At 37.9% G+C, this 23250-nt stretch carries 21 protein-coding genes, 1 tRNA gene and 1 pseudogene; 7 read left to right on the top strand and 16 right to left on the bottom strand.

Features of this window, described 5'->3' with window-relative positions; all coding sequences use genetic code 11:
• Positions 1 to 10: 10 nt before the first annotated feature.
• The 8 genes from KDJ85_RS10740 to KDJ85_RS10705 form a co-directional block, all read right to left on the bottom strand.
• Positions 11 to 313, bottom strand: coding sequence for an urease subunit gamma (locus KDJ85_RS10740; protein WP_206082862.1), 303 nt, complete (start codon positions 311 to 313; stop codon positions 11 to 13).
• Between the two features lie 226 nt (positions 314 to 539).
• Entirely contained in the window at positions 540 to 1319 is a 780-nt protein-coding gene (locus tag KDJ85_RS10735; RefSeq protein ID WP_225819667.1) for an ATP-binding cassette domain-containing protein, read from the bottom strand.
• Positions 1319 to 2125 (bottom strand): ABC transporter permease, encoded by an 807-nt coding sequence (locus KDJ85_RS10730; RefSeq protein WP_225819666.1) that lies wholly within the window; start codon positions 2123 to 2125, stop codon positions 1319 to 1321. Before KDJ85_RS10730 ends, KDJ85_RS10735 begins: the two co-directional genes overlap by 1 nt.
• The gene (locus KDJ85_RS10725) at positions 2122 to 3090 is read right to left on the bottom strand and encodes an ABC transporter permease (protein WP_225819665.1); all 969 of its coding nucleotides are present in this window, start codon (positions 3088 to 3090) and stop codon (positions 2122 to 2124) included. The genes KDJ85_RS10730 and KDJ85_RS10725 overlap by 4 nt, the downstream gene beginning before the upstream one ends.
• A complete protein-coding gene (locus tag KDJ85_RS10720) occupies positions 3090 to 4679 on the bottom strand; it encodes an ABC transporter substrate-binding protein (protein WP_225819664.1) in 1590 nt (529 codons plus the stop codon). Before KDJ85_RS10720 ends, KDJ85_RS10725 begins: the two co-directional genes overlap by 1 nt.
• A 103-nt stretch (positions 4680 to 4782) precedes the next feature.
• Positions 4783 to 6027, bottom strand: a complete 1245-nt coding sequence (locus tag KDJ85_RS10715) for an ammonium transporter (RefSeq protein ID WP_225819663.1) — start codon at positions 6025 to 6027, stop codon at positions 4783 to 4785.
• A gap of 761 nt (positions 6028 to 6788) precedes the next feature.
• On the bottom strand, positions 6789 to 7106 hold the full coding sequence (locus tag KDJ85_RS10710) for an MGMT family protein (protein WP_225819662.1): 318 nt from the start codon (positions 7104 to 7106) through the stop codon (positions 6789 to 6791).
• A 31-nt stretch (positions 7107 to 7137) separates the two neighbouring features.
• Positions 7138 to 8031 (bottom strand): LysR family transcriptional regulator, encoded by an 894-nt coding sequence (locus tag KDJ85_RS10705; protein WP_225819661.1) that lies wholly within the window; start codon positions 8029 to 8031, stop codon positions 7138 to 7140.
• A gap of 115 nt (positions 8032 to 8146) precedes the next feature.
• Between KDJ85_RS10705 and KDJ85_RS10700 the strand changes: the two genes are divergently transcribed.
• A complete protein-coding gene (locus KDJ85_RS10700; protein ID WP_225819660.1) occupies positions 8147 to 9643 on the top strand; it encodes an MFS transporter in 1497 nt (498 codons plus the stop codon).
• Positions 9644 to 9901: 258 nt separating this feature from the next.
• On the opposite strand, the gene arsC is transcribed toward KDJ85_RS10700, so the two are convergent.
• From arsC to KDJ85_RS10675, 5 genes are read right to left on the bottom strand one after another with little or no spacing between them, the layout of a single operon-like run.
• Positions 9902 to 10354: a glutaredoxin-dependent arsenate reductase gene (gene arsC, locus KDJ85_RS10695; protein WP_225819659.1), complete on the bottom strand. Its 453-nt coding sequence runs from the start codon at positions 10352 to 10354 to the stop codon at positions 9902 to 9904.
• A 10-nt stretch (positions 10355 to 10364) separates the two neighbouring features.
• Positions 10365 to 11654, bottom strand: coding sequence for an arsenic transporter (locus tag KDJ85_RS10690; RefSeq protein WP_225819658.1), 1290 nt, complete (start codon positions 11652 to 11654; stop codon positions 10365 to 10367).
• Positions 11655 to 11709: 55 nt separating this feature from the next.
• Positions 11710 to 13461 (bottom strand): arsenical pump-driving ATPase, encoded by a 1752-nt coding sequence (gene arsA / locus KDJ85_RS10685; RefSeq protein ID WP_225819657.1) that lies wholly within the window; start codon positions 13459 to 13461, stop codon positions 11710 to 11712.
• A gap of 13 nt (positions 13462 to 13474) precedes the next feature.
• Positions 13475 to 13840 carry an arsenite efflux transporter metallochaperone ArsD gene (arsD, locus tag KDJ85_RS10680; protein WP_225819656.1) on the bottom strand — a complete coding sequence of 122 codons (366 nt, stop codon included), beginning with the start codon at positions 13838 to 13840 and terminating at the stop codon, positions 13475 to 13477.
• 47 nt (positions 13841 to 13887) lie between these two features.
• Positions 13888 to 14223 (bottom strand): metalloregulator ArsR/SmtB family transcription factor, encoded by a 336-nt coding sequence (locus KDJ85_RS10675; RefSeq protein ID WP_225819655.1) that lies wholly within the window; start codon positions 14221 to 14223, stop codon positions 13888 to 13890.
• Between the two features lie 450 nt (positions 14224 to 14673).
• Here KDJ85_RS10675 and KDJ85_RS10670 point away from each other — a divergent pair, with 450 nt between their 5' ends.
• From KDJ85_RS10670 to KDJ85_RS10655, 4 genes are all read left to right on the top strand, one after another.
• Complete coding sequence (locus tag KDJ85_RS10670; RefSeq protein ID WP_225819654.1) at positions 14674 to 16392, top strand: IlvD/Edd family dehydratase; 1719 nt, start codon at positions 14674 to 14676, stop codon at positions 16390 to 16392.
• A gap of 120 nt (positions 16393 to 16512) precedes the next feature.
• Positions 16513 to 17205, top strand: coding sequence for an RraA family protein (locus KDJ85_RS10665; RefSeq protein WP_225819653.1), 693 nt, complete (start codon positions 16513 to 16515; stop codon positions 17203 to 17205).
• Between the two features lie 34 nt (positions 17206 to 17239).
• On the top strand, positions 17240 to 18553 hold the full coding sequence (locus tag KDJ85_RS10660) for an MFS transporter (protein ID WP_225819652.1): 1314 nt from the start codon (positions 17240 to 17242) through the stop codon (positions 18551 to 18553).
• A 550-nt stretch (positions 18554 to 19103) separates the two neighbouring features.
• A complete protein-coding gene (locus KDJ85_RS10655; RefSeq protein ID WP_225819651.1) occupies positions 19104 to 19862 on the top strand; it encodes an IclR family transcriptional regulator in 759 nt (252 codons plus the stop codon).
• Between the two features lie 470 nt (positions 19863 to 20332).
• On the opposite strand, the pseudogene KDJ85_RS10650 reads toward KDJ85_RS10655, so the two are convergent.
• A pseudogene (locus tag KDJ85_RS10650) lies at positions 20333 to 20680 on the bottom strand (tyrosine-type recombinase/integrase); the annotation flags it as partial.
• A gap of 145 nt (positions 20681 to 20825) precedes the next feature.
• Positions 20826 to 20902 (bottom strand) — tRNA-Arg (locus KDJ85_RS10645).
• Positions 20903 to 21089: 187 nt separating this feature from the next.
• Here KDJ85_RS10645 and folD point away from each other — a divergent pair.
• Together folD and ybcJ are read left to right on the top strand one after the other, a co-directional pair.
• Positions 21090 to 21947, top strand: a complete 858-nt coding sequence (folD, locus tag KDJ85_RS10640) for a bifunctional methylenetetrahydrofolate dehydrogenase/methenyltetrahydrofolate cyclohydrolase FolD (RefSeq protein WP_225819650.1) — start codon at positions 21090 to 21092, stop codon at positions 21945 to 21947.
• An 18-nt stretch (positions 21948 to 21965) separates the two neighbouring features.
• Positions 21966 to 22178, top strand: a complete 213-nt coding sequence (ybcJ, locus tag KDJ85_RS10635) for a ribosome-associated protein YbcJ (protein ID WP_206082893.1) — start codon at positions 21966 to 21968, stop codon at positions 22176 to 22178.
• A gap of 47 nt (positions 22179 to 22225) precedes the next feature.
• On the opposite strand, the gene KDJ85_RS10630 is transcribed toward ybcJ, so the two are convergent.
• On the bottom strand, positions 22226 to 22975 hold the full coding sequence (locus tag KDJ85_RS10630) for a protein-tyrosine phosphatase family protein (RefSeq protein ID WP_225819649.1): 750 nt from the start codon (positions 22973 to 22975) through the stop codon (positions 22226 to 22228).
• Positions 22976 to 23250: the final 275 nt, after the last annotated feature.

Here is a 23250-nt window from a genome sequence, read left to right as displayed (position 1 = left end):
CATCCTTCATTTATTTAATCGGATTGTGGACAGTCACTAAGCGAGTACCATCAGTAAAAATCGCTTCAACTTGAACATTTGGAATTAAGTCATCCACACCATCCATAACGTCTTTTTTCGTTAAAACAGTTGCCGCTTCTTTCATCACATCTTCAACAGTTTTACCATCACGTGCACCTTCAAGTGCGGTAACCGTAATAATGGCAACAGCTTCTGGGTAATTTAATTTCACACCACGCGCACGGCGTTTTTCAGCTACATCTGCGAGTGTGTAAACCATCAATTTTTCAATTTCTCTTGGGGTTAACTGCATAACGCCTCCTCAATTGATAAAACTTAGTATTGTTAATACTGATAAATATTCATTTTACGAACCAATAATTCATTTTCATTTGTAAAATATAAATTGAGTTAAATATCCAATAACGATGAGTTAAATAAATAAAAACCTTCTCAATAAATATTCCAATTTAATTAATCCAAATAAGACTGGATACCTATTGGCTATTTATTAAATTCAATTTCTAAATCATATTTATTCACTGAGTCCAATTTATAAATTGTTGTTCGGGCAAAGAATTCCATAGAGATTGAAAACACTTCCCTCCTCCTCCTCGCTTTAATATTTCACTACTGAGTACTTCTTCTAAAACACCATTACGTAATAGCGCAATGCGATCAGCAAAACGCACAGCCATTGCAAGGTCGTGGGTCACCCACAAAACACCTTTACCATCAAAGCAAAGAGATTTGATATGTTGTAGAAGTTGCATCGCATGTTCATCGTCTAGCCAAGATGAAATTTCATCGGCAAGAATATATTCAGCTTGAGAGAGTGTCGCACTACAAGCGAGTACACGTTTTGCCATTCCCCCAGAAAGCTTATTGGGATAACTATGGATTAAATCTGCTTGTAAATTATATTGTTGTAAGTGCAACGCGACGTCATGCATTTTAATATGCTGTCCGCTTAATACAGCGGCACGTTCAAGCTGAGGGCCTATCTTAATGAGAGGGTTTAATGCACTAATCCCTTGAGGAATATAGCACAGTGAATTACCACGATATTGCTGTTTTGATTTTTCTGTTAACTGGCATCCATTTAATACAATCTCACCACGACAGCGCATATTTTCAGGTAATAGACCTAAACTACTTTGTAGTAATAAGCTTTTCCCTTCTCCGCTCCCACCTACCAATGCAACCATTTCACCTGGAGCCACATCCAATGAAATATCTTGTAAAAGCGGTGACCACTGTTTTTTGCCTAAAAAGCGGAATTTCGCAACATCAATCGTAAGGTTATCAAAACTTAACATCAATCGCTCCTCAACCATAATTGTTGTACCGCTTTAGCAAACTGATCAAATAACAGCACTAACCCAACTAATGCAATGCCTGGAAACACAGCTAACCACCATGCACCTGTACTTAAGTAACGCAATGCATCTGACAGCAAAATACCTAACGATGCTTCATGTGGAGACAAACCAAAACCCAAAAAACTCAGCGCCGCACTATGTAATATCGCATGTGGAAACATTAATAATGACCCCACTAACCATTGTGAAAGGATCATCGGCAAATAGTCATATCGGCAGCGGTAGAGCGCACTATTGCCAATCCGTTTCGATAACATGATGTAATCTGTTTGCTGCACTCGGAGTAATTCGGAACGTAAGATCAACGTCAGCTTTGGCCAGTGTGTCAACGCAACTGCCCAAATTACCCCCGCTTTGCCGCCACCTAATGTAAAGCAAATCAATATCAACAATAACAAGTGTGGCAACGCTAACAACGAATCAATACATCCACGAATAACATAATCCATCGTCTTACTAAACGATGACAAACTTGCCATCACTAGCGCTATAACTCCGCTCGATAATGCTGCGATAGTACCAATTTGTAAGCTGGTCGCTATTCCTTGGAATACTCTGTCCCACAAGTCTCGACCTAAATTATCAGTACCAAATAAATGAACCAACGATGGTGCTTGTCGACGGTCGAGTAAATTCACTTCTACATCAGTTTGGGCAAGCCATGCTGCATAAGCCCCTAAAGCAAATAAGCACAATAAGGAAATAACTAATTTAATTAAGGCCTTATTTGGATTATAAGTCATGGCTCTCTGAGTACCCCTTTGTTCACGCTCTTGAGCACCCTGTCAGCGATACTATTACTAAAGAAAATCACTACCGCACATAACATCACGATCCCCATTAATAAAGGGATGTCACCCCGTAAACCCGCATCAATGGTTGCTTGTCCTAAACCTGGGTAAGCAAACACTTTTTCTGCTAGCAATGCGCCACTGAGCAACTCACCCATTGAGGCAAACTGTAAACATATTGCGGGTGTAATCGCATGTTTTACAACATGAAAACTGATCATTGGCCACCCTTTATCCCCTTGCGCTTTCGCATAGTGGATAAACTCACTATTCATCACCTCAGCAACTTTAGAACGCGTATGCAGGGCTATATTACCAATACCTAACATCCCTAAAGCCACTACAGGTAACATAAGGTGATGCACTTTTTGTGACAGTGTTGATGTTTGTTCATCTAAGCCTATCGGCCAAGCGCAACAAATTGGCGCCCACTGTAATGAAACAGCAAAAAGTGACAATAAAAGTAAACCAACCCAAAAAACAGGAATTGAAGCCAATAAATAAGATAGCGTTGAAATGATTTTATCTGGCCATCTATTTAGGTATCGCCCAGCCATCAACCCCAAACCAAAACCAATAACCCCAGAAAATAGCCATGCTGACAATAACAAAGCTAATGAAGGCGCTAACCTATCAGCAATCACCTGTGAAACAGGGGTGTTATAGAGCATGGAATACCCCATATCACCCTGCAATAACTGAGAAAACCAACGCCAGAATTGCATCCATAATGGCTGATCAAGCCCCCAACGAGCTGCAATTAATGAATATTGCTCAGGGGGAACATGCATTAAATCATTACCAATGTAGGCTTTAATTGGGTCTATTGGCGAATAGCTTAGGAGAATAAAAACCCCAAATGCTGTCACCAATAATAAACAGATAAACCGCAATAAAAGCCCGATGGTTGTCCGCATTACTTACAGGTCCAAGCCCAGTCATCTACATTATTCAACACTGACCATGAACCGTGAATTTCAGGTGCGCCCTTTCCTAGCTCGACACAGTTATTTAATAAATAAAGGTGTTGTACGTTCATTAACCAAGCCCAAGCAGCATCACCTTGGATACCTGTTCCTGTTTTGCCATCCCAATCCACTTTCTGCCAAAATGGAATAGCCGCATCTTGGTCTGGCTGGCGAAGTGCCTCTTCTATCACCTTATCAACAGCTGGATTTTTATAGTAACCCGCATTATAGAACCCTACGCCAGCAGCTTTGCTGCTGTAGTTATGAACGAGTTCCATCGGGTCAAGGCTCCCCCAACCAAACAATGTTGGGTTGGCATGCATATATTTTTCAACGGTTTCCCAGCTGCCTGATTTTAAATCCATTTCAATACCAATTGGCTTTAAGCTAGCTCTTACGGCCTGAGCTAAATCACGACGAGTGCTGTCGCCGCTGGCGTACCAAAGCGTTAGTTTTGCCACTTTGCCATCTTTTTCTCTTAGGCCGTCTTTATTCAGTTTCCAGCCTGCATCATCGAGAATAGTTTTCGCTTTTTCGACATCCCCATCTTTAAATGAAGATTGAGGATTATTCCAAGGCAAGCCTTCAACGCCTGTATATGCAGGGATCGCAAAACCTTCTAACACCGCATCCGCCAATAGCTTACGGTCAATGGCGTAGTTGATAGCTTTACGGATAGCGACATCTGAAGTAATGTCATTTCCAATTGGGTCGCCTGCCGCATTTTTCTCTCCCGCCGGTGGAATTGGGAAGGAAATCCCTCGGTTTTCAACACTGTGGCGCTCAATCAATTTCATGCTTTTCACATCTTTTGCATTATTCGCAACGGCTGCAGGAATACGAACAATGTCTAATTCACCACTTTGAGCAGCGGCAAAAGCGCCATCTTCATTCAAGAAGACAAAAACCATTTTATCGAAATCGTTTTTAGGGCCTGCATAAAATGGGTTTCTTTCAACAATTAATTGCTGGCCTGGCTGGAAGTTCACTAAACGATAAGGGCCTGCCCCGATAGGATTGTGTGCGTATTTTTTCGCATCATATTTATCCGCAGAAACAATCCCTAGTGAACCTAATACATTAATAAAGGTACTTTGCGGAGCAGATAAGGTCATTTTAACGGTAGTTGGGTTGATTTCCTCTGCTTTAGCAAAGTTCCCCATATCCACTTTTCCACCACTTGCCGCTGCGTTGTTATAGGTAAAAACAACATCTTTTGCGGTTAATGGGGAACCATCGGAGAATTTAAGCCCGTCTTTTAATTTTAATGTCCACTCTTTACCGTCATCTGAATGTTCATATTTTTCAATCATGTAGCTATGCCATGATAAATCAGCTTTTTGTTTTAATAATGGGCTATGCAAAAGTAAATAGCTGCCATGGCTCCAACCTAACATTGGGTCAAACCCTTCAGTTGGCTCAGAGCCAATCGCTAGACGCAAAGTTTGCGGTTTCTGAGTATCAGTCGCAGCATTTGCACACATCGATAGCCCCATAAAACAAATAGCCTGAATAGCTATTGCTACTTTCTTTTTCATATACCCATCCTAGATTACCAGCTGTATTTAGCAGCTATCCCAACCGTGGATTTGAATAAATCAATCAGTTAGGATGAACTGCAAGAAATAATGTATTTGATAACTAATCTGATTTTTCTCGATAAGCGTCTTCGTCAAATTCAACGCTATCTAAATTGTCACCAACCGCACTTTGGTCAACTCTGACTGGTGTAAATTTATTGATTATCCAAAGAATTAAGATTGTAAAAACAAAAGACCAAATACTGGTAAAGACAACTGCGACAGTTTGCTTCACAATTTGCATCCCGTTACCTTCAATTAACCCAGCAGGACCTTTCGCATTCCAAACCGTTGATGCAAACACGCCAACTAAAATAGAGCCCGTAATACCACCGACACCGTGCACACCGAATACATCTAATGCATCATCTAAATGACGTCTGACTAAGAAAACACAGGTGTAACAAACGATACTCGCAATAATCCCAATGATTGCCGCAGAACCTATTGAAACATAACCTGAGGCAGGTGTAATCGTGGCTAACCCCGCTACAGCCCCCGTTAAAAAACCAACAAGTTTAGGTTTACCTGTATGGAAACGTTCAATGATAAACCAAGTAATTGCTGCGAATGCCGCGGCAATATCGGTAGTAATAAACGCTGAAACAGTTACGGTATTAACTTGCAGTTCAGAACCCGCGTTAAAACCATACCAACCAAACCACAATAAAGCCGCACCAAGTGCAATATATGGAATATTGTGAGTACCATCTGACTTAATAACTCTTTTACCTACATATAATGCTGAAGCAATAGCAGCAAACCCTGCAGTTGCGTGAACGACAATACCACCCGCAAAGTCAACAACCCCCCATTTAGCAAAAATACCATCTGGGCTCCAGACCATATGAACGAATGGTGCATAGACAAATAATGTCCATAAGGTTAAAAAGATGAGATAAGCTGGGAAATTAACTCTATTTGCGAAGGCCCCTGTAATTAAGGCGGGCGTAATAATCGCAAACATCATTTGATATCCAAAATGGACCAGTATTGGCAAACCGCCATCATTACCGGTATACATCGTCTGAGGATCAATGTTATTCAGGAATGCATAATAAAGTGGGTCGCCAACAATCCCATTAATTGTAGGACCGAACGATAATGAATACCCAACCGCAAACCAAATAATTGCCACCCATCCCATTGAAAAGAAACTCTGGGACATAATGGTAATAATACTTTTGCGCGAAACTAATCCACCATAGAAAAAAGCAAGCCCAGGAGTCATTAGCATAACAAGACTAGTACAAAGCAGCATAAATGCTGTATTTGGGACATCCAAAACTGACAATACATTTTCCATGGATACTCCTAAATTAACATAATGATATTTAAAATTTAGAGATATTTATTACTTCATTAAATGACTAGAATGATTATCACAATTGAAATTACATTCATAATAGAGTGATCACTCAGATAATCAATAAAAAAAACCAAATTATATAATAAAAAATAATTCATACGCTTTTTAATAATCGATAAATGATTAACCATAAAGGACTAATTAACAGAAAAAAAACAAAAAATAATTTCAGCCAATGTAAAACTCATAAATTCCAATCGAAAACAAGGCATCACCTTAATTTAGGGCATTCAGGTTTAAAAGCATGCTTTACATTTTTTTCACTCTTGATTTCAATAGGCATAAAAATAAACTCAAACTCCAAAGCCATTCATCAACATTACTTTTTTATTACTATTAATTTGAAAAATAACGCAATTAACTCAGCATACTCAGTTAAAAAACCGAAATCCCCATAAAACTAATAAAATAAACCGAAAAAACCATTAGCAACCCTAAATATAAAGACAAAATCCTTTAAACTCATTAAAAACAAAAAACACCTAAATAATATTATTTAAAATAAACCCTAGATAATAAAACAAAAAAATAATTTCTTATGGTAACTCCAACGCCTATAAAGTTAGCATTATTTTATTAAATTTATTTTTAAAATATAAATGCGGATTATTTTTAAACTACTTCCTAAAATAATTATCAACAAATCAATTAACGAAAAACACCTGTATTAGTAATAAATCATTTAGATTAATAAAGAATTAATCAAGCCCTTCCCACAAATACTGCTTGAGTTTTATCTTATCGTTTGAATCAAAAATAATACCTTCGCTGATAAGTGCTTTTTTATGTCGCTTATAACTTTCCCCTTTAACAGACAATTTCCCTTGTCCATTGATAATACGATGACACGGCAAAGTACTGTCTGCGGGGATCGTGCGGATGACTTGGCATACTTGGCGCACATAAGTGGAGTAACCCGCCATCTTCGCCAGTGTGCCATAAGTCACCACTCGGCCTGTTGGAATGCTACCGATTAGATGGTAAATAATATCCTTAAAAGATGGCGCGTCATTCATAGTAAACTCCATAATAGCGATGAGTACTTCATTATTTCAAAAACTCATTATGCATGAAATTAATAAAAACCCTTAGTTTTGGTAACATCGCATAGTTTGATGGCCATAAGATATGAAATTCACTTTTCATTCCAACCCATCCATCTAACAAGACCATTAATTCACCTTTTTTTACTTTCTCTGCAATAGAAAAATCAGGCAAATAGGCTACCCCATGACCACTAACAGCCATAAATAACAAACTATCAAGATGATTACTTACCATAGTCTTAGAAAAAGGAGTTATATCAACATACGCAGGTGCATTAGTACTCCTCATCCACCATTTTTCAATTAACCCTGTTGAGGGGAAACGATGTACAAGGCATAAATGCGTTTCTAATTCTTTGGGTTCTTTAGGAATACCATACTCTGAGCAATATTTCGGCGAGGCAACACAGAAAAACTGGCTAATACCAATACTTTTACTCACTAATCTAGAATCTTTTAATTCTCCCGTCCGAATCACTGCATCAAAACCTTCATTAGTCACATCAACTAATCTATCACTAAAATCAATATCAAGTTCAATCTGAGGATAAGACTTAGAAAAATCAGATAATAATGGCAACATCAATGTACTTATAAGGGGTAAACTGATTTTTAAACGACCTTGAGGGAGTCGTTTTGCGTCATGAAGTTCACGCTCTGCTTCAGTTAACTCGCTCATAATCTTTAAACATCTTGCAAGAAAAATTTCCCCCTCCGCAGTTAAGCTCACGCTACGCGTGCTCCGTTGTAACAAACGCACACCTAATCTTTCCTCTAATCTTGACACTCCCTTACTGACCGCTGAAGGCGATATGTGTAACTGTTTTGCTGCTTCAGCAAAGCTATGCAATTGCGCAGTATGAATAAAATGAGTAACACCGATTAACTTATCCACACACACCTCCAATTAATGACATTTTTGTCACCTTTATAATGAATATATCACTATTTTTCTTTGATGAATCTTTAAATAAACTCTCGAATCAATCAATTATTAATGAGTATAATTCATGAATATTAAGAATAAAAATGATGAATCTCCTGTTATTATTCTTGTAGCAGCATGCCTAACGGCAGCTGTTATCCCTCTTAGTATTGCAGCACCAGCCGTGATTATTCCTGAAATAAGTCGAGAACTGAAAAGCACATCAATTGAGCTTATTTGGATCATAAATGCTTATATATTAACTTATGGAAGCTGCACTCTGCTTGCTGGCAACTTAGCTGACAAATACGGTCGTAAGCTAGTGTGGTTTATGGGGTTATTTTTCTTTTCACTATTCAGCGTACTTATTTCATTTTCCACAAATGTACTTATTCTTGATATCTTAAGGTTACTTCAAGGCATAAGTGCCGCAGCCGCATTTTCGGGAGCAATATCTCACTTGGCTCAAAAATATGATGGCAATGCTCGCATACGCGCATTTAGTTTAATCGGGACGACTTTTGGCTCAGGAGCTGCATTCGGCCCATTTATTGCTGGTTTATTATCAGATTATCTAGGCTGGCGTGCCGTTTTTTGGTTACCAACAAGTTTATCCTTACTGTCTTTATTACTTGTATTAAAATACGCAAAAGAAAGTAAAAATATTAACAATAAAAAAAATGACTGGTGGGGAGCAATTACTTTCACCATTTCCGTAGGGTTAATAACATATGGCATTACCCTCGCCCCTATAGATGGCTGGCTCTCTTGCACAACTGTATTGGTTCTCCTCACTGGAGGAGCACTGTTGATTATTTTTATTTTTATCGAATTACAACAAAATGATCCGATGCTAAATCTGGCGTTATTTAAATCACCAAAATTTATTGGAGTACAATGCTTAGCACTTGCACCCGCATTTTCCTATATTGTGCTGCTAATAATCCTACCTGCTAAATTTATTGGTATGGAAGGAATGAGTGCTAATAATGCAGGACAATACTTGTTCATTTTATCTATTCCGCTATTAATCATTCCTATACTTTCCGCAAAACTAACCTATTGGATTACACCAGCAATAATCTCAGCTACTGGTTTTTTTATTACTTCAATAGGCTTATTTTTCTTGGCTTATGAAATCAACAACACTGAGTCTTACCAACGTTTGATATATCTTTTAATCATCGGTATTGGAGTAGGACTACCTTGGGGTCTTATGGATGGGCTATCGGTCAGTGTCGTTGATAAAAACCAGGCTGGAATGGCTACTGGAATATTCAATGCCATCAGATTATCAGGGGATGGAATTGCATTAGCGACTGTTAGTGTATTATTATCAGAATATCTATATTCTCATATTCATAAAGTTGAAAATAATTTATCTTCTTCACAAATCAAAATACTTACAAATCAGTTATCAACAAGTAACTTTAGCAATTTGAATAGCTATTTTCCTTATATTAGTAAAGATAAAATAATGTTAGTTTACGATTATGCATTTCACGCAACCATTTTAACGTTAGGCTTAATTACACTACTTATTTCTTTAATTGTATTTATACTATTAAGAGCTAAAAATTGATTAAACTAGACATCAGTTGAACGAAGAAAAACTAAAATTCCTACAGGGTTCGAACACGAGCTAATTCACATTGTTTTATAATGAAAATATCGTGTTCGATAAATTTTAATTGTTTTTCTATCATAATACCGAAGCTTTTCTAACACTCTGAAAGCTGATATAGCTGTGCTGGTATGATTTAATGCTGGGCTTTCTGTTAGATGCAAATGGGGAACAGAGTGTTGAAGTTGCCAACAACACTCAATCCCATTTATCGTCTTAGGGTTTATGTTTAATAGCCTCTTCACTTGCATTTTGTACATCATGACGACCAATTACTATTTGACCATCTTCTTTGATAAATTCGCTTTGTTGCTGGTTAGGCAATATATCTAGCACTACCTCTGAAGGCCGACACAATTTTACACCTAGCGGAGTGACGACAATCGGTCTATTAATCAGTATCGGATACTGCAACATCAAATCAATGAGTTGGTCATCTGTATAGCTATCTTTTTCTAAGTTTAATTGCTCATAGGGTTCAACATTTTTTCGTAGTAACGCCCTTACCGTGATTTTCATATCAGCAATAAGTTTCACTAACACATCTTTAGTCGGTGGCGTTTCTAAATAATAAATAATCGTCGGCTCAACCCCACTATTACGGATCATTGCAAGGGTATTACGCGAAGTACCGCAATTGGGGTTATGGTAGATGGTGATCTCATTCATTGGGTTACCCTTAATTTAACAGTGAAAGTCGAAGCACTAATGCAACGAGTGTGACAATGAGCACAGGGATAGTCATGATAATCCCTGTTTTGAAATAATATCCCCATGTAATAGTCATATTCTTTTGCGATAAAACATGCAGCCATAACAATGTTGCCAAACTTCCAATAGGTGTAATTTTTGGCCCCAAATCGGCACCAATCACGTTAGCATAAACCATCGCTTGTTGAATTAACCCTGATGCATCACTCCCTTCAATGGATAGAGCACCAATTAATACCGTTGGCATGTTATTCATTATTGAGGATAAAAATGCAGTTATAAATCCCGTACCAATTGTTGCTACCCATAACCCTTTATCGGCAAGGTAATTGAGCGTTTCAGAAAGATAATCGGTTAACCCTGCATTTCTTAAACCATAAACAACCAAATACATTCCTAAAGAGAAAATGACGATTTGCCACGGTGCACCACGTAACACTTTTTTGGTATTAATCGTATGGCCTCTGGCTGCAATCACCCAAAGAATTAAGGCTCCAATTGCAGCAATCGCGCTAACAGGAATACCTAATGGTTCTAAGACAAAGAATCCGATGAGCAACAACACTAATACAAGCCAACCGGCTTTAAAGGTTGTCATGTCCTTAATGGCTAAGGCGGGCTCACTCAATTTAGTGATATCATACTGCTTAGGAATATCTTTACGGAAAAACCAATGCAACATCACGAGCGTTGCAATAATAGCCGCAATATCCACAGGTACCATAATCGATGCATATTCCGTAAAACCGATATTAAAGAAATCTGCAGAAACAATATTAACCAAATTAGAAACGATCAGCGGCAAGCTCGCCGTATCTGCAATAAACCCAGCAGCCATGACAAATGCCAATGTCGTGCCTTTGTTAAAGCCAAGTGCCAGTAACATCGCAATCACAATAGGAGTTAATATCAATGCTGCGCCATCATTGGCAAATAAGGCCGCAACCGTTGCACCAAGTAACACGATATAACTGAATAACAGCTTTCCTTTACCCCCGCCCCACTTGGCAACATGTAATGCAGCCCATTCAAAGAAACCACTTTCATCTAAAAGTAGGCTAATGATAATGACGGCAACAAATGTCGCCGTGGCATTCCAAACAATGTTCCAAACAATCGGGATGTCTTGAAAACTGATTACGCCAAAGATCAGTGCCAATACAGCTCCTGCTGTAGCACTCCAGCCAATACCCAGTCCTTTGGGCTGCCATATAACAAAGGTGATCGTTAAAATAAAAATTAAAGCAGCAATAAACATAACAACCTCATTTAAAAGGTGCTTTTGTGCACCTTTTATTTTTAGAAAATAAAACTCATTCTGCGAGCTGACTTAATGCAGATATCCCCACAGGCTCTGTTTCAAGCAAAGGAACAATAGCAACACGTTTTGCCAATGTTGATGTCACCTTTTCAATCTGAGCGACTTCCTGTTCTGCTCTTGAAAGTAACAATGGTGATGTTGTTTCCGTGATAGATAGACTGTTATTGATCACCCACGCCCACGGATGTATATCTGCCCGTATTAAATCATTTTGTAAGTTCTCCGCCTCAAGCACAGGCGTAGTTTCAGCGAGTGTCGTAATAATAACTTTAGTGCGTTCAGGATCTTGTAATTGCATCATCGGCGTTAAATAATGACCTTTTTCGCCCATTTTTTTAGCAATTTCTTTATGGTATGCCCCTGTTGCATCCAGAAGTAATAATGTATGCCCAGTCGGCGCAGTATCCATGATGACAAAACGTTTACCCGCGTCTCTAATGATGCGAGAAAAAGCCTGAAATACCGCAATTTCTTCTGTGCATGGAGAGCGTAAATCTTCCTCTAGTAACGCACGCCCCTCTGCATCTAAATCTTTCCCCTTTGTTTCTAAGACATAATGACGATAACGTTCAGTTTCAGCGATAGGGTCAATTCGGCTAACTTGAAGATTGGGTAAAACACCGTCGAGGGTTGATTCAATATGCGCGGCTGGATCAGATGTGGTCAGGTGTACATCAAGCCCTTTTTCTGCCAATTTAACTGCGATTGATGCCGCAATCGTTGTTTTCCCAACACCACCTTTGCCCATTAACATAATCAGCCCATGCTGTTGCTGAGATATTTCGCCAACCAGTTCTGACAAGGTAGGTAAAGAAATAGGTTGTTTTGTCGGGGTAATAGTTGGAACTTGTGGCATGTCATTCGATAACAACTGTTTTAATGCATCGACACCCACCATATTGATATTTTGTAAATAAAGAATATCAATAGGTAACGAGCGTAGTGCTTCAGGCATAGACGCTAATGCCGCTTGTTCACGAGAATAGAGGGCATGGGATAACTTATCATTTTCAGTCACCGCCGTTTCAGGGAAAACACCATTGACAATCAATTGCTGATTTTTGATACCCAGAGATGACAACTCGCTATAGGTTCTCGCGACCTCCCTCAATGCCGCAGACTGAGGTCGTGCAACCAAGACTAGCCTTGTTAGTGATTTATCACTCAACGCTTCCACCGCCATGCTGTACTGCTCACGTTGTTTATCAAGACCAGACATTGGCCCTAAACATGACGCACCATCAGGATTGTCACTAATAAAATCACTCCATGCACTCGGGAGTTGTAATAAACGGATGGTATGCCCTGTTGGTGCGGTATCAAAAATGATATGGTCAAATTGCTCTGTAATTTCAGTATTGGTTAACAACCCAGTAAATTCATCGAAAGCTGCAATCTCTGTGGTACAGGCACCTGATAGCTGTTCCGTAATACTTTGAATTACCGCTTCAGGTAAACTTTCTTTGATTGGATTAATAATTTTGTTTCGATATTCTTCGGCTGCGGCTTGAGGGTCTATTTCAATAGCAAATAGATTTGGAATCAATGTTATTGACTTAATATTGTTGCCTATCGATTGAGAGAATACTTGCCCAACGTTAGAAGCTGGATCAGTGCTCACCAGTAAGACTTTTTTCCCTTTTTCAGCCAACTTAATTGCGGTCGCACAGGAAATAGAGGTTTTACCCACACCACCTTTTCCAGTAAAAAATAAATAATTAGGTGTGTTATCTAAAAATTTCATTTTATTGCTCCTGTTAACAACACGTTTTATCATTACCACAACACGATTTAACAATTTCAGCTTTTTCAATATTCGGTCGAATACCAAACCATCTGGCTAGCTCATGTCGTTTTGGGTATCGACCAGTCAGCACAATCTCACCGTCAAGAATCAATAGTGGAAGTGATTCGGCACCTGCGGTTTCCAAAAATGTTTTTGCTTTTGTGTTGTTAACGAACGCCATTGGCTCTTGTGCTAAATTAAAACGCCTTATACTTGCCCCTTGTTTTTTTAACCAATCCACATCTGTTGCGAAGTCCACTAATGCTTGATCGACTTCGGTTCCACAAACGCCGGTGCTACAGCATAATGCGGGATCAAATACTTCTAGCTTTTTCATATTCCAACCTTATATATGTTTTTTCGTATATGTTAATTTAAAAATTTTTATATAGAACAGCTACTCGCAGGTTCTTTTGTCTCTAAGCTTTTGAGTAAATCTGCAATTCTATTTTTCTCTGTGGCATAGGTGACATCAATGATACTTTTCACCCATGGTAGTAAAGCGGGAGATAATCGATAATGAACCCATTTGCCATGTTTTGAATCTAGTAGAAGGCCTGATGCTCTGAGCATTGCTAAATGTCGAGAGGTCTTTGGTTGCGATAAATTCAAGGCCGTATAGATATCACAGACACATAGCTCACCAGATGCTTTCAAAAGCAACACGATATCGAGCCTTGTTTGATCACCTAAAACTTTAAACAGTTGTAATGGTTCCATGTGTACCTCTTTAATCTTTTTTTTAGATTATACCCAAAAAACACATTCGTCAAATCGAATATGTTTAATTACCAACCATAGAAAAATAATCAAATAGAAAAAATAAATTCTTATAGTTACTTTGTTTCTCTTATCAGTGAATTGGCCAATAAAAATGTGATTACCATCATAAAACTCACTTTTGATATTTTTTCATATATAAAAGTAACTGCTATTTACCTTTCGAAGGAAATAATCTATTTATTTGTTTTTCATTAAAAAATTATCAATCCATCTCTTTATTCAAAAATAAACTTTTATATATAAAAACGTTTTTTTGTTACCGAAAAGAAAACTGAAGAGAGCTCACGATTTCATTAAATATTCTGCATTTATAGGTCAGTTGCTAACAATATTCCACCTACATATACTCCTTCAAAATTATTTATGATGTATGTTTGGGGTTATAAAATGAAAAAATACAGAAGCCAAGAATGGTTTGGCGTAAAAGATAAATCTGGTTTTATTGCTCGTAGTTGGCTTAAAAATCAGGGGCTACCAAATGATGCATTTGATGGAAGACCTATTATAGGTATCTGTAATACATGGTCAGAATTAACACCTTGCAATGCCCATTTGCGTGATTTAGCAGAACAAGTTAAGCAGGGTGTTTTAGAAGCTGGTGGAATTGCATTCGAGTTTCCCGTGATGTCACTAGGGGAAGCTCTTATGAAACCAACAACTATGCTATATCGCAATTTAGCAAGTATGGATGTTGAAGAGTCTATTAGAGCGAACCCATTAGATGGGGTTGTCTTATTAACCAATTGCGATAAAACCACCCCAGCCTGCCTTATGGGCGCAGCCAGTGTCGACTTACCAACCATTGTCGTGACCGGTGGCCCAATGCTTAATGGTAAACACCAAGGTAAAGACATTGGTTCTGGTACAGATTTATGGAAATTCAGCGAAGAACTGCGAGCTGGTATTATTACTCAGCAAGAATTCGATGAAATAGAAAATAATATGTCCCGTAGCTCAGGTGCATGCAACACAATGGGAACTGCCTCAACTCTTTCATGTATGGTAGAGTCTTTAGGTCTATCATTACCAGGATCTGCAACTATTCCTGCTGTTGATGCTAATCGCAGGCGCGTTGCTCGCCTTTCCGGACGTAGAGCCGTTGAATTAGTTAAAGAGAATATCTGTTTATCCCATATACTGACAAAAGAAGCCTTTGAGAATGCAATTATTACCAACGCGGCAATTGGCGGTTCAACTAATTTTATTATCCATTTATTAGCTATTGCAGGTCGCATCGGTGTTCCATTATCACTTGATGATTTTGATAAGCATAGCCAAAATATTCCGTTGCTCGTGAATTTAAAACCATCAGGTAGTTATTTGATGGAAGACTTTCATTATGCAGGAGGAATGCCAGCGGTAATCAATCAATTATTAGATAAAGTTAATTCAAATATTCTACAAATAAATGGGTTCACTCTTAAGGATAATTATTGTAATGGTGTAATTTATAATGAAGATGTTATTAGAAATTGTGCTAATCCATTACAAGATGATGCAGGAACAATTGTATTAAAAGGTAATTTAGCGCCTGATGGTGCAATTATAAAGCCTTCTGCTGCAACTCCTCAATTACTAAATTATAAAGCGAGAGCTTTTGTTTTTGAGAATATAGAAGATTACAATGAAAGAATTAATGACCTTGATTTAGATGTTAGCCAAGATGATATATTAGTATTAAAAGGTGCTGGACCTAAAGGATATCCAGGTATGCCTGAGGTGGGTAATTTTGGATTACCACTAAAATTATTAAAATTAGGGGTCAGGGATATGGTTAGAATCTCTGATGGTCGAATGTCAGGCACTGCATTTGGTACGATTGTTCTACATGTTAGTCCAGAGTCTAATGTTGGGGGAACTCTCGCTTTAGTCAAAACAGGCGATATCATCGAATTAAATTGTCAACAGCGAAAACTAACATTGCACGTTAATGAAGACGAATTATCTATACGACGTGAAAGTTGGGTTCCTGAAGAAATTAATTATCCGAGAGGATACACCCACATTTATATTAAAACAGTAAATCAAGCGAATACCGGAGCTGATCTTAATTTCTTAACAGGAAAATCCAGCTCTATTATAAAAAGGGAACCTCACCCTAAATAATACTTATTTATTTAACATCTAATATATTGAAATAAAAAACCATTAACCATTAGCTATTAACTCGCTGTTAATAGCTAAAAACTGCTAATCATTTATATTAATAAACAGAAGGGTAATACAATGAAAAAGTATTGGACTGACGATAATATGCTATTTTCTTTAGCCAAAGAAAAATTATTTGTTGGTTTAGTTGGCGATATTCTGGATACAATGGGATTACAACATCAATTTTTGCATCAGCAAATTAAGCCTATCAATTCTAATAACGTGATCATTGGCAGGGCAATGCCTGTTCTAGAAGCTGATTTTTTTCATCATTCATTTGAAGGTAATAACCCAATAAGCGAAAAACAGTTTGGTTTAATGTTTCACGCATTGGATGATTTAAAAACAAACGAAGTTTATATATGTTCCGGTGGTTCTCTTCGCTATGCGCAGTGGGGAGGCCTTATGACGAAAAGAGCGATACAGTGCGGCGCTGCAGGTGCTGTAATTCATGGATTCCATCGCGATACAAATGAGATATTAAGCTCTGGTTTCCCTGTCGCGTCCTTTGGTAGCTATGCACAAGACCAAGGACCAAGAGGAAAAGTAGTTGACTGGCGTATTCCTATTGAATTAGATGGAATTAGAGTTAATCCAGGCGATATTATCTATGGGGATAGAGATGGGGTTTTAATTGTTCCTGCTGATGCTGTAGATGAAGCTTTCCAAGGTGCTTTTGATAAAGCCAAAGATGAAAACCTTGTCGCTGATGAATTGGATAAAGGTATGACTACTGTGGAAGCCTTTGCTAAATATGGCATCATGTAAATATTAATACAAACTTATATAGAGAGGGAGCATTATGTACCCTGCAGAAAATAATATTGAGCGAAGTACAATAAAGAAAATATCCATAAGACTAATCCCTCTCATGGTTATGCTATATATAATTGCCTATATTGATAGGCAAAATATAGGTTTTGCTAAACTACAAATGGCTGACAGTTTAGGTTTAACAGAAACAGCCTTTGGTTTAGGGGCATCATTATTCTTTATTGGATATTTGATTTTTGAAGTGCCAAGTAATGTATTTCTTCATAAAGTGGGTGCTAGAATTTGGTTTTCACGTATTATGTTTACGTGGGGATTAATTACTATTTTAATGGCGTTCACCTCAAATGCGACTATATTTTATATATTGCGATTTTGTTTAGGTGCAGCAGAAGCAGGATTATACCCTGGGTTGCTTTACTATATTACAAAGTGGTTTCCGTTAAAATATAGACCTAAAGTTGTAGGATATTTAATTATTGCTAGTTTAGGTGCCAATTTAATTGGGGCTCCTCTAAATGGAATGTTGCTTAGTATACATGGTTATTTAGGCATTGAAGGATGGCAATGGATATTTATCGGTACAGGATTACCCGCAGTGATTTTTATAATTCCTGTTATTTTATTCTTGCCAGACTCCAAAGAAAAAGTCAATTTCTTATCTCCAGAGCAAAAAAAATGGTTAGATAGCACATTATCTGAAGAACAATATCAAGATAAAAATATTTCTAACGTTTTTCATGCATTAAAAGATAAAAGAGTATTACTATTAGCATTAATTCTAGGCTTTATATCATTCGGTGCATATGGATTAAGTTATTGGATGCCTACCATTGTAAAAAGCTTTGGAGTTTCGGATATGGCTAATGGATTCATCAATACAATTCCTTGGCTTGCGGCTATTTTGTGGCTAATCTGGATGACTCGTAAACCAGAAAGAACTGCTGATCCGGTCAAAAATATTGCATTACCTATGTTTGTTGCAGCTATTTTCTTAGCTGGAAGTGCAGCATTTATATTCATCCCTTGGTTAAGTTTCTTATGCATTATATTTGTGATCTTAGCTATATTCTCTATTCAACCTTGTTTTTGGACTCTAACTCAATTTTTAGGCAACACAGCCGCCGCCGCTGCGGGGTTAGCCGCAATTAATTCACTAGCCAATTTAGGTGGGTTTTTTGCACAAAATACAGTGCCGGGAGTAAGAGATCTCACTGGCAGTGTCAGTGCTCCAATGTATTATCTAGGTGCTTGTATGTTAGTTGGCGGATTCATCACATTAGCTGCAATAAAATACTTACGCCAATACGATTCAATGATTCATTCCTCTAAATTAAAAGAATAATATCTAGTTTAGATGTACCTGAATTATCAACAGTATCTGGGTAAATTCTATAATAGTGAAGTAGAACTAAATCGCCATAGGTAATTTCACCTATGGCGATTTTTTAAGCCACTAATTTAAATAAAAACAAATCTCAAAAAATACTATTTTTACCTAACCTTAAATTACCCATGATTTGATAAATGACATTCAGTTTTGCAAAATAATCAGTAGTAAATGGGAACGCAAATAACGAGTAGTTTTCCGAATAGTCATTACTAGGCATCCATATCACTAAGATTACAAATCTGTCTAAAAAAACAGCATCTGATTTATTGTTCTTAGCTAAAAAATTATGTTGTTAGTTTTGCTCAATACAAAAAATCGAGATAAAAATAGCGACTAAAGATGATCATAAAAAGAGCCTAAGAGTTCTATAATTATTGAAATAACAATATTTTAAGTTAGAATCTTAACACTATCTAGAAATGCGCACTGATTCAAAGTTTCTTACATAGCTATTTTATAGCGTCACGATAAAAATTTATAATGTGTATGAGGAAAGAGGAGCATGACAAAAAATTTAATTCATTATCGTGCACCGGCATTGAGCCGTGGTCTAGCCATATTAGAACATCTCGGCTTAAATAATAAAGCCAAAACAATGAAGCAACTTTGCTCTGAATTAAATTTTTCTTATAACGAAGTTTTCAGGATAGTACGTATATTAGAATTAGAAGGCTATCTTTACCAAGACGCTAATCGCTATTATCACCTAACAGATAAACTCAAATTTACTCATTCGAATGAAGTAATAAATTCATTCTCAGAATCAGATAGCTGCCAAAAATTGATGAAAAAATTCACATGGCAAACAAATCAATCTTGCCATTTGGCAACCATCCTAAATGGAGTGGTGCAGGTAATCACACACCAGCAACCAAATTTTGGGTTATCTATTAGTGCTCGTGATGGCTCATTATTGAACACAATCAAGTCTAGTTCTGCACTTCTATTACTGGCAATGTCTGACGAGAAAGATAGTTGGTCATTACTGCGTAATCACACACTAGACTTACCCCTGCGGGCGCAGCTACATGATGAATTGGTTAAAATACAAAAAAATGGTTATGCAGAAGTGGCTCATGATAGGATCATAGGCTTGAATTCTATTTCCTATCCCGTTTATTACTCAAATAAAATAGTTAAGCTAGTTATTACCTGCCCTTCCTTTCAGCAGAAACCTAGCGATCATAATGAAATAAAAAATTCACTTCTACGACTTGCTGAAGATCTTTCAATTGCATTGGTACAACATCTTGATATTTAACTAACGTTATTACAGTAAACAAAGATAAATAATAAAAACTGTAGTTATCTAACATTAAGCAATGAGTAATATTAGCAGGCACACCAATTATAAGGTGGAAATTTTAGTTAACTCATTGCGAGACTGTAATTTAAATTGTGTATTTACCTTTTATTAAATATGACAGTCAATGGTAAACCTCGAAAAATCGATGTATTTATAAGTGGAATTTTTTCGTAATCTGAACCGAGGAAAATTTGTAATGGCACGATTATCTTGGATGCCTATTAAGCTTTATAATCACCTCACCAAATAACCATCTTTACCTTTCGCCATAAAGATGGCTAATTATCATTAAAAATTCACACTAACCACATTCCCTACCCCACACTCCAAATCATCAATTTAATCCGCATACCGCTGGTATCATATCTCTTCTGTTTTCAAGGTATTGAGCATGATTATACGTGCCACGAATTGTATTCTTATCAACGTAACTCAATAGTTCTCACACCTGTTAACATTAGGATTTTAGTTGCTAGCCGAGTGATTGGGCTACCTGAATAATGATTTAATGCATTAAGGTAGCTCATTTGCTAATAAATGCGGGTAAGTGCTGTACCTTGGGAGGAGTTAATGCGCTAGCAAGTTCAGAGGCAGGGTTGTATTCCGCTTTGCCCGTTGCAATCGCATATCTGAAGACTTGGTTACATTCTTGGCGGATCTTACGTAACTTATCCAGCACTCCCTTTTTCTAGTTCACGCAGTGTACTGAGTACTTCTAGTGGCTTTATTTCAGCAATTAGCCTTTTATATTCATACCATTCAAGGGTTACGGCTGAAATGTATTATTAACCGCTTATTTGCATCAACTAAGTAAATTTCAGGGTAGACGTCAGTTAAACGAAGAAGGGTTAAAATTAGCTAATTCACTGAATTTTAGGCATAAAAAAAGACATCGGTTGATGTCCATTGACTTCGAAATGGTACGCCCTACAGGATTCGAACCTGTGACCTACGGCTTAGAAGGCCGTTGCTCTATCCAACTGAGCTAAGGGCGCATTGTTAATGCAGGCAGCCTATCTGGCTGATGGCGTTGAATTATACGGTTGCTGAGCGCTGAGTCAATGGCTTTTCGCTACTAAAATAGCTATATGCTCATTTTATGTAACAGTTTGAACTGACAATGACGTTAACTTCTGACAAAATAGAGCCATCACCGTGTCTCATATATGGATTAAGTTACAGATGTTAGCAAAAATTATTGATGGGAAAACGATTGCGCAGACAATTAGGCAAGAAGTTGCCCAAAAAGTACAGTTACGTTTAGAACAAGGAAAACGTGCTCCAGGTCTCGCCGTCATTTTAGTTGGTGCGAACCCTGCGTCCCAAATTTACGTCGGCAGTAAACGCCGTGCTTGTGAAGAAGTAGGCTTTATTTCACGCTCTTATGATTTACCCGACACCACCACAGAAGCTGAACTTCTGAAACTGATTGACGATTTAAACCAAGATCTTGAAATTGACGGAATTTTAGTCCAGTTACCCTTACCTGCTGGTATTGATAATGTTAAAGTGATTGAACGTATTCATCCAGATAAAGACGTCGATGGCTTCCACCCTTATAATGTAGGCCGGCTGTGCCAACGTGCACCTCGTTTGCGCCCTTGTACACCACGTGGGATTGTCACTCTGCTTGAACGCTATGATATCAATACTTATGGCCTCAATGCCGTCATTATTGGTGCATCAAATATTGTCGGACGCCCGATGAGCCTTGAGTTATTATTAGCGGGCTGTACAACAACTGTTACCCATCGCTTTACTAAAGACTTAGAGCAGCATGTACGCAATGCGGACTTGCTGGTTGTCGCTGTTGGTAAACCGAATTTCATCCCAGGAGAATGGATTAAACCTGGTGCGATTGTCGTTGATGTGGGTATTAACCGCTTAGAAAATGGCAAAGTGACAGGCGATGTGGATTTTGATGAAGCATCGAAACGCGCTGCGTGGATCACCCCTGTTCCAGGTGGTGTAGGTCCAATGACTGTCGCAACACTCATTCAAAACACGCTGCAAGCGTGCGAAGAGTATCACGATATTTAATGTATTTTGGAGTGATTAATGGAAATTTTCAATCTTGAAGGGCACCCACACGTTGAACTGTGTGATTTGCTAAAAATTCAAGGCTGGGCAGAAAGCGGCGCAATGGCTAAGGCCATGATCGCAGAAGGTTTAGTACAGGTTGATGGTGTGGTAGAAACCCGTAAACGCTGTAAAATTTTAGCGGGTAAAGTTGTCTCTATGGGCGACGAAAAAGTCAAAATCGCTGAATAAGATTTTGGGTAAGTAGGTTAGCCTATTTACCCATCTTTCAATCAAGCTTATCTCATTGATAAACCTAGTTTATTATCAAATCGAATACTATCAAATAAATCCTTCGGCACCCTTTCCCCAAAAGCAAACTGTGAGATACCACCAGCTACTTTATCTGCCTGATTTTGGTAATTGTTTCTATTTGGGTATGAACTCAAGGCACTCCGCTGATCCATTAATTCAAACATACGGTTAGTCAGCCCTGCTTTTTCATTTGGCTGCAATTTAATTTCTTCAGACCAATTCGTTACATACATGACTGGTACTGAGTATCGTTGATTGTTATGGCTAATTGTTAGGTTATAACAATCCAGATTCAAGTTGCCAATGCACTTCGTCACTGCGGTTTTAAATGAACGTGTTTTCAAATTACCAAACTGTTGCTCTTTAACACCCTCAGAAAATAGTATTTTTCCTTGTTCTTCTTGCTGCTGCGATGATGACCAAACAATAACCACTTGGGGTGTTTTTTGTCTAATTTCATTGATAAATTGTTCAACTGATGGCGCTTTGGGCTTGCTTGGTTCAATCTCTGCAACAGCGACCTTTTGGTCGCTTTTTATCGGAACTTGGCTTGTATTACTAGACGCTATAGTGCTCTCAGAGGGCATCTTACTTGAAATATACCACGTTGCAGTGGGGATATTCGCTGGTTGCCTTTTAATCCCCACTAGATTTTGTAAAAAGGTGATAACACTTTTTTTAATCGATGTTGGAGACCATAAACTTCTGACTGAAGTGCTGATTGGTGATGGCATAATTATTACCCTTATTTCAAATAATAGCGCCACCGCATTGTGCGTACTTGATGGCTACTTTTGTTCATTAATTGAACTTATTATTTGACGGAAAAATAATTATTTCTTGCAAATTTAGCTACTAAATAGAAAAACGGCCAAATATTGCATCAATCAATACCTAACCGTTTAATTTTATCAAATTCTAATTTTTTAACGCACCCACTACGCTAAATAGTTCGTGTTGTGGCTAGGCGCCGAACGCGGATAGCTTGGGGAGCATACATAAGTATGTG

Origin of the sequence: Providencia vermicola (assembly GCF_020381325.1) — a bacterium.
GTDB lineage: Bacteria > Pseudomonadota > Gammaproteobacteria > Enterobacterales > Enterobacteriaceae > Providencia > Providencia vermicola.
This window is presented reverse-complemented; position numbering and strand designations above follow the sequence as displayed.

Excerpts from the sequence above, each read along its gene's own strand:
- KDJ85_RS10715 (WP_225819663.1), bottom strand. The coding sequence starts at position 6,027 with ATGGAAAATGTATTGTCAGTTTTGGATGTCCCAAATACAGCATTTATG.
- KDJ85_RS10710 (WP_225819662.1), bottom strand. The coding sequence starts at position 7,106 with ATGAATGACGCGCCATCTTTTAAGGATATTATTTACCATCTAATCGGT.
- KDJ85_RS10720 (WP_225819664.1), bottom strand. The coding sequence starts at position 4,679 with ATGAAAAAGAAAGTAGCAATAGCTATTCAGGCTATTTGTTTTATGGGG.
- KDJ85_RS10665 (WP_225819653.1), top strand. The coding sequence starts at position 16,513 with ATGAAAAAGTATTGGACTGACGATAATATGCTATTTTCTTTAGCCAAA.
- KDJ85_RS10700 (WP_225819660.1), top strand. The coding sequence starts at position 8,147 with ATGAATATTAAGAATAAAAATGATGAATCTCCTGTTATTATTCTTGTA.
- arsC (WP_225819659.1), bottom strand. The coding sequence starts at position 10,354 with ATGAATGAGATCACCATCTACCATAACCCCAATTGCGGTACTTCGCGT.
- arsA (WP_225819657.1), bottom strand. The coding sequence starts at position 13,461 with ATGAAATTTTTAGATAACACACCTAATTATTTATTTTTTACTGGAAAA.
- folD (WP_225819650.1), top strand. The coding sequence starts at position 21,090 with ATGTTAGCAAAAATTATTGATGGGAAAACGATTGCGCAGACAATTAGG.
- KDJ85_RS10655 (WP_225819651.1), top strand. The coding sequence starts at position 19,104 with ATGACAAAAAATTTAATTCATTATCGTGCACCGGCATTGAGCCGTGGT.
- KDJ85_RS10725 (WP_225819665.1), bottom strand. The coding sequence starts at position 3,090 with ATGCGGACAACCATCGGGCTTTTATTGCGGTTTATCTGTTTATTATTG.
- KDJ85_RS10730 (WP_225819666.1), bottom strand. The coding sequence starts at position 2,125 with ATGACTTATAATCCAAATAAGGCCTTAATTAAATTAGTTATTTCCTTA.
- KDJ85_RS10675 (WP_225819655.1), bottom strand. The coding sequence starts at position 14,223 with ATGGAACCATTACAACTGTTTAAAGTTTTAGGTGATCAAACAAGGCTC.
- KDJ85_RS10735 (WP_225819667.1), bottom strand. The coding sequence starts at position 1,319 with ATGTTAAGTTTTGATAACCTTACGATTGATGTTGCGAAATTCCGCTTT.
- KDJ85_RS10740 (WP_206082862.1), bottom strand. The coding sequence starts at position 313 with ATGCAGTTAACCCCAAGAGAAATTGAAAAATTGATGGTTTACACACTC.
- KDJ85_RS10630 (WP_225819649.1), bottom strand. The coding sequence starts at position 22,975 with ATGCCATCACCAATCAGCACTTCAGTCAGAAGTTTATGGTCTCCAACA.
- arsD (WP_225819656.1), bottom strand. The coding sequence starts at position 13,840 with ATGAAAAAGCTAGAAGTATTTGATCCCGCATTATGCTGTAGCACCGGC.
- ybcJ (WP_206082893.1), top strand. The coding sequence starts at position 21,966 with ATGGAAATTTTCAATCTTGAAGGGCACCCACACGTTGAACTGTGTGAT.
- KDJ85_RS10670 (WP_225819654.1), top strand. The coding sequence starts at position 14,674 with ATGAAAAAATACAGAAGCCAAGAATGGTTTGGCGTAAAAGATAAATCT.
- KDJ85_RS10690 (WP_225819658.1), bottom strand. The coding sequence starts at position 11,654 with ATGTTTATTGCTGCTTTAATTTTTATTTTAACGATCACCTTTGTTATA.
- KDJ85_RS10660 (WP_225819652.1), top strand. The coding sequence starts at position 17,240 with ATGTACCCTGCAGAAAATAATATTGAGCGAAGTACAATAAAGAAAATA.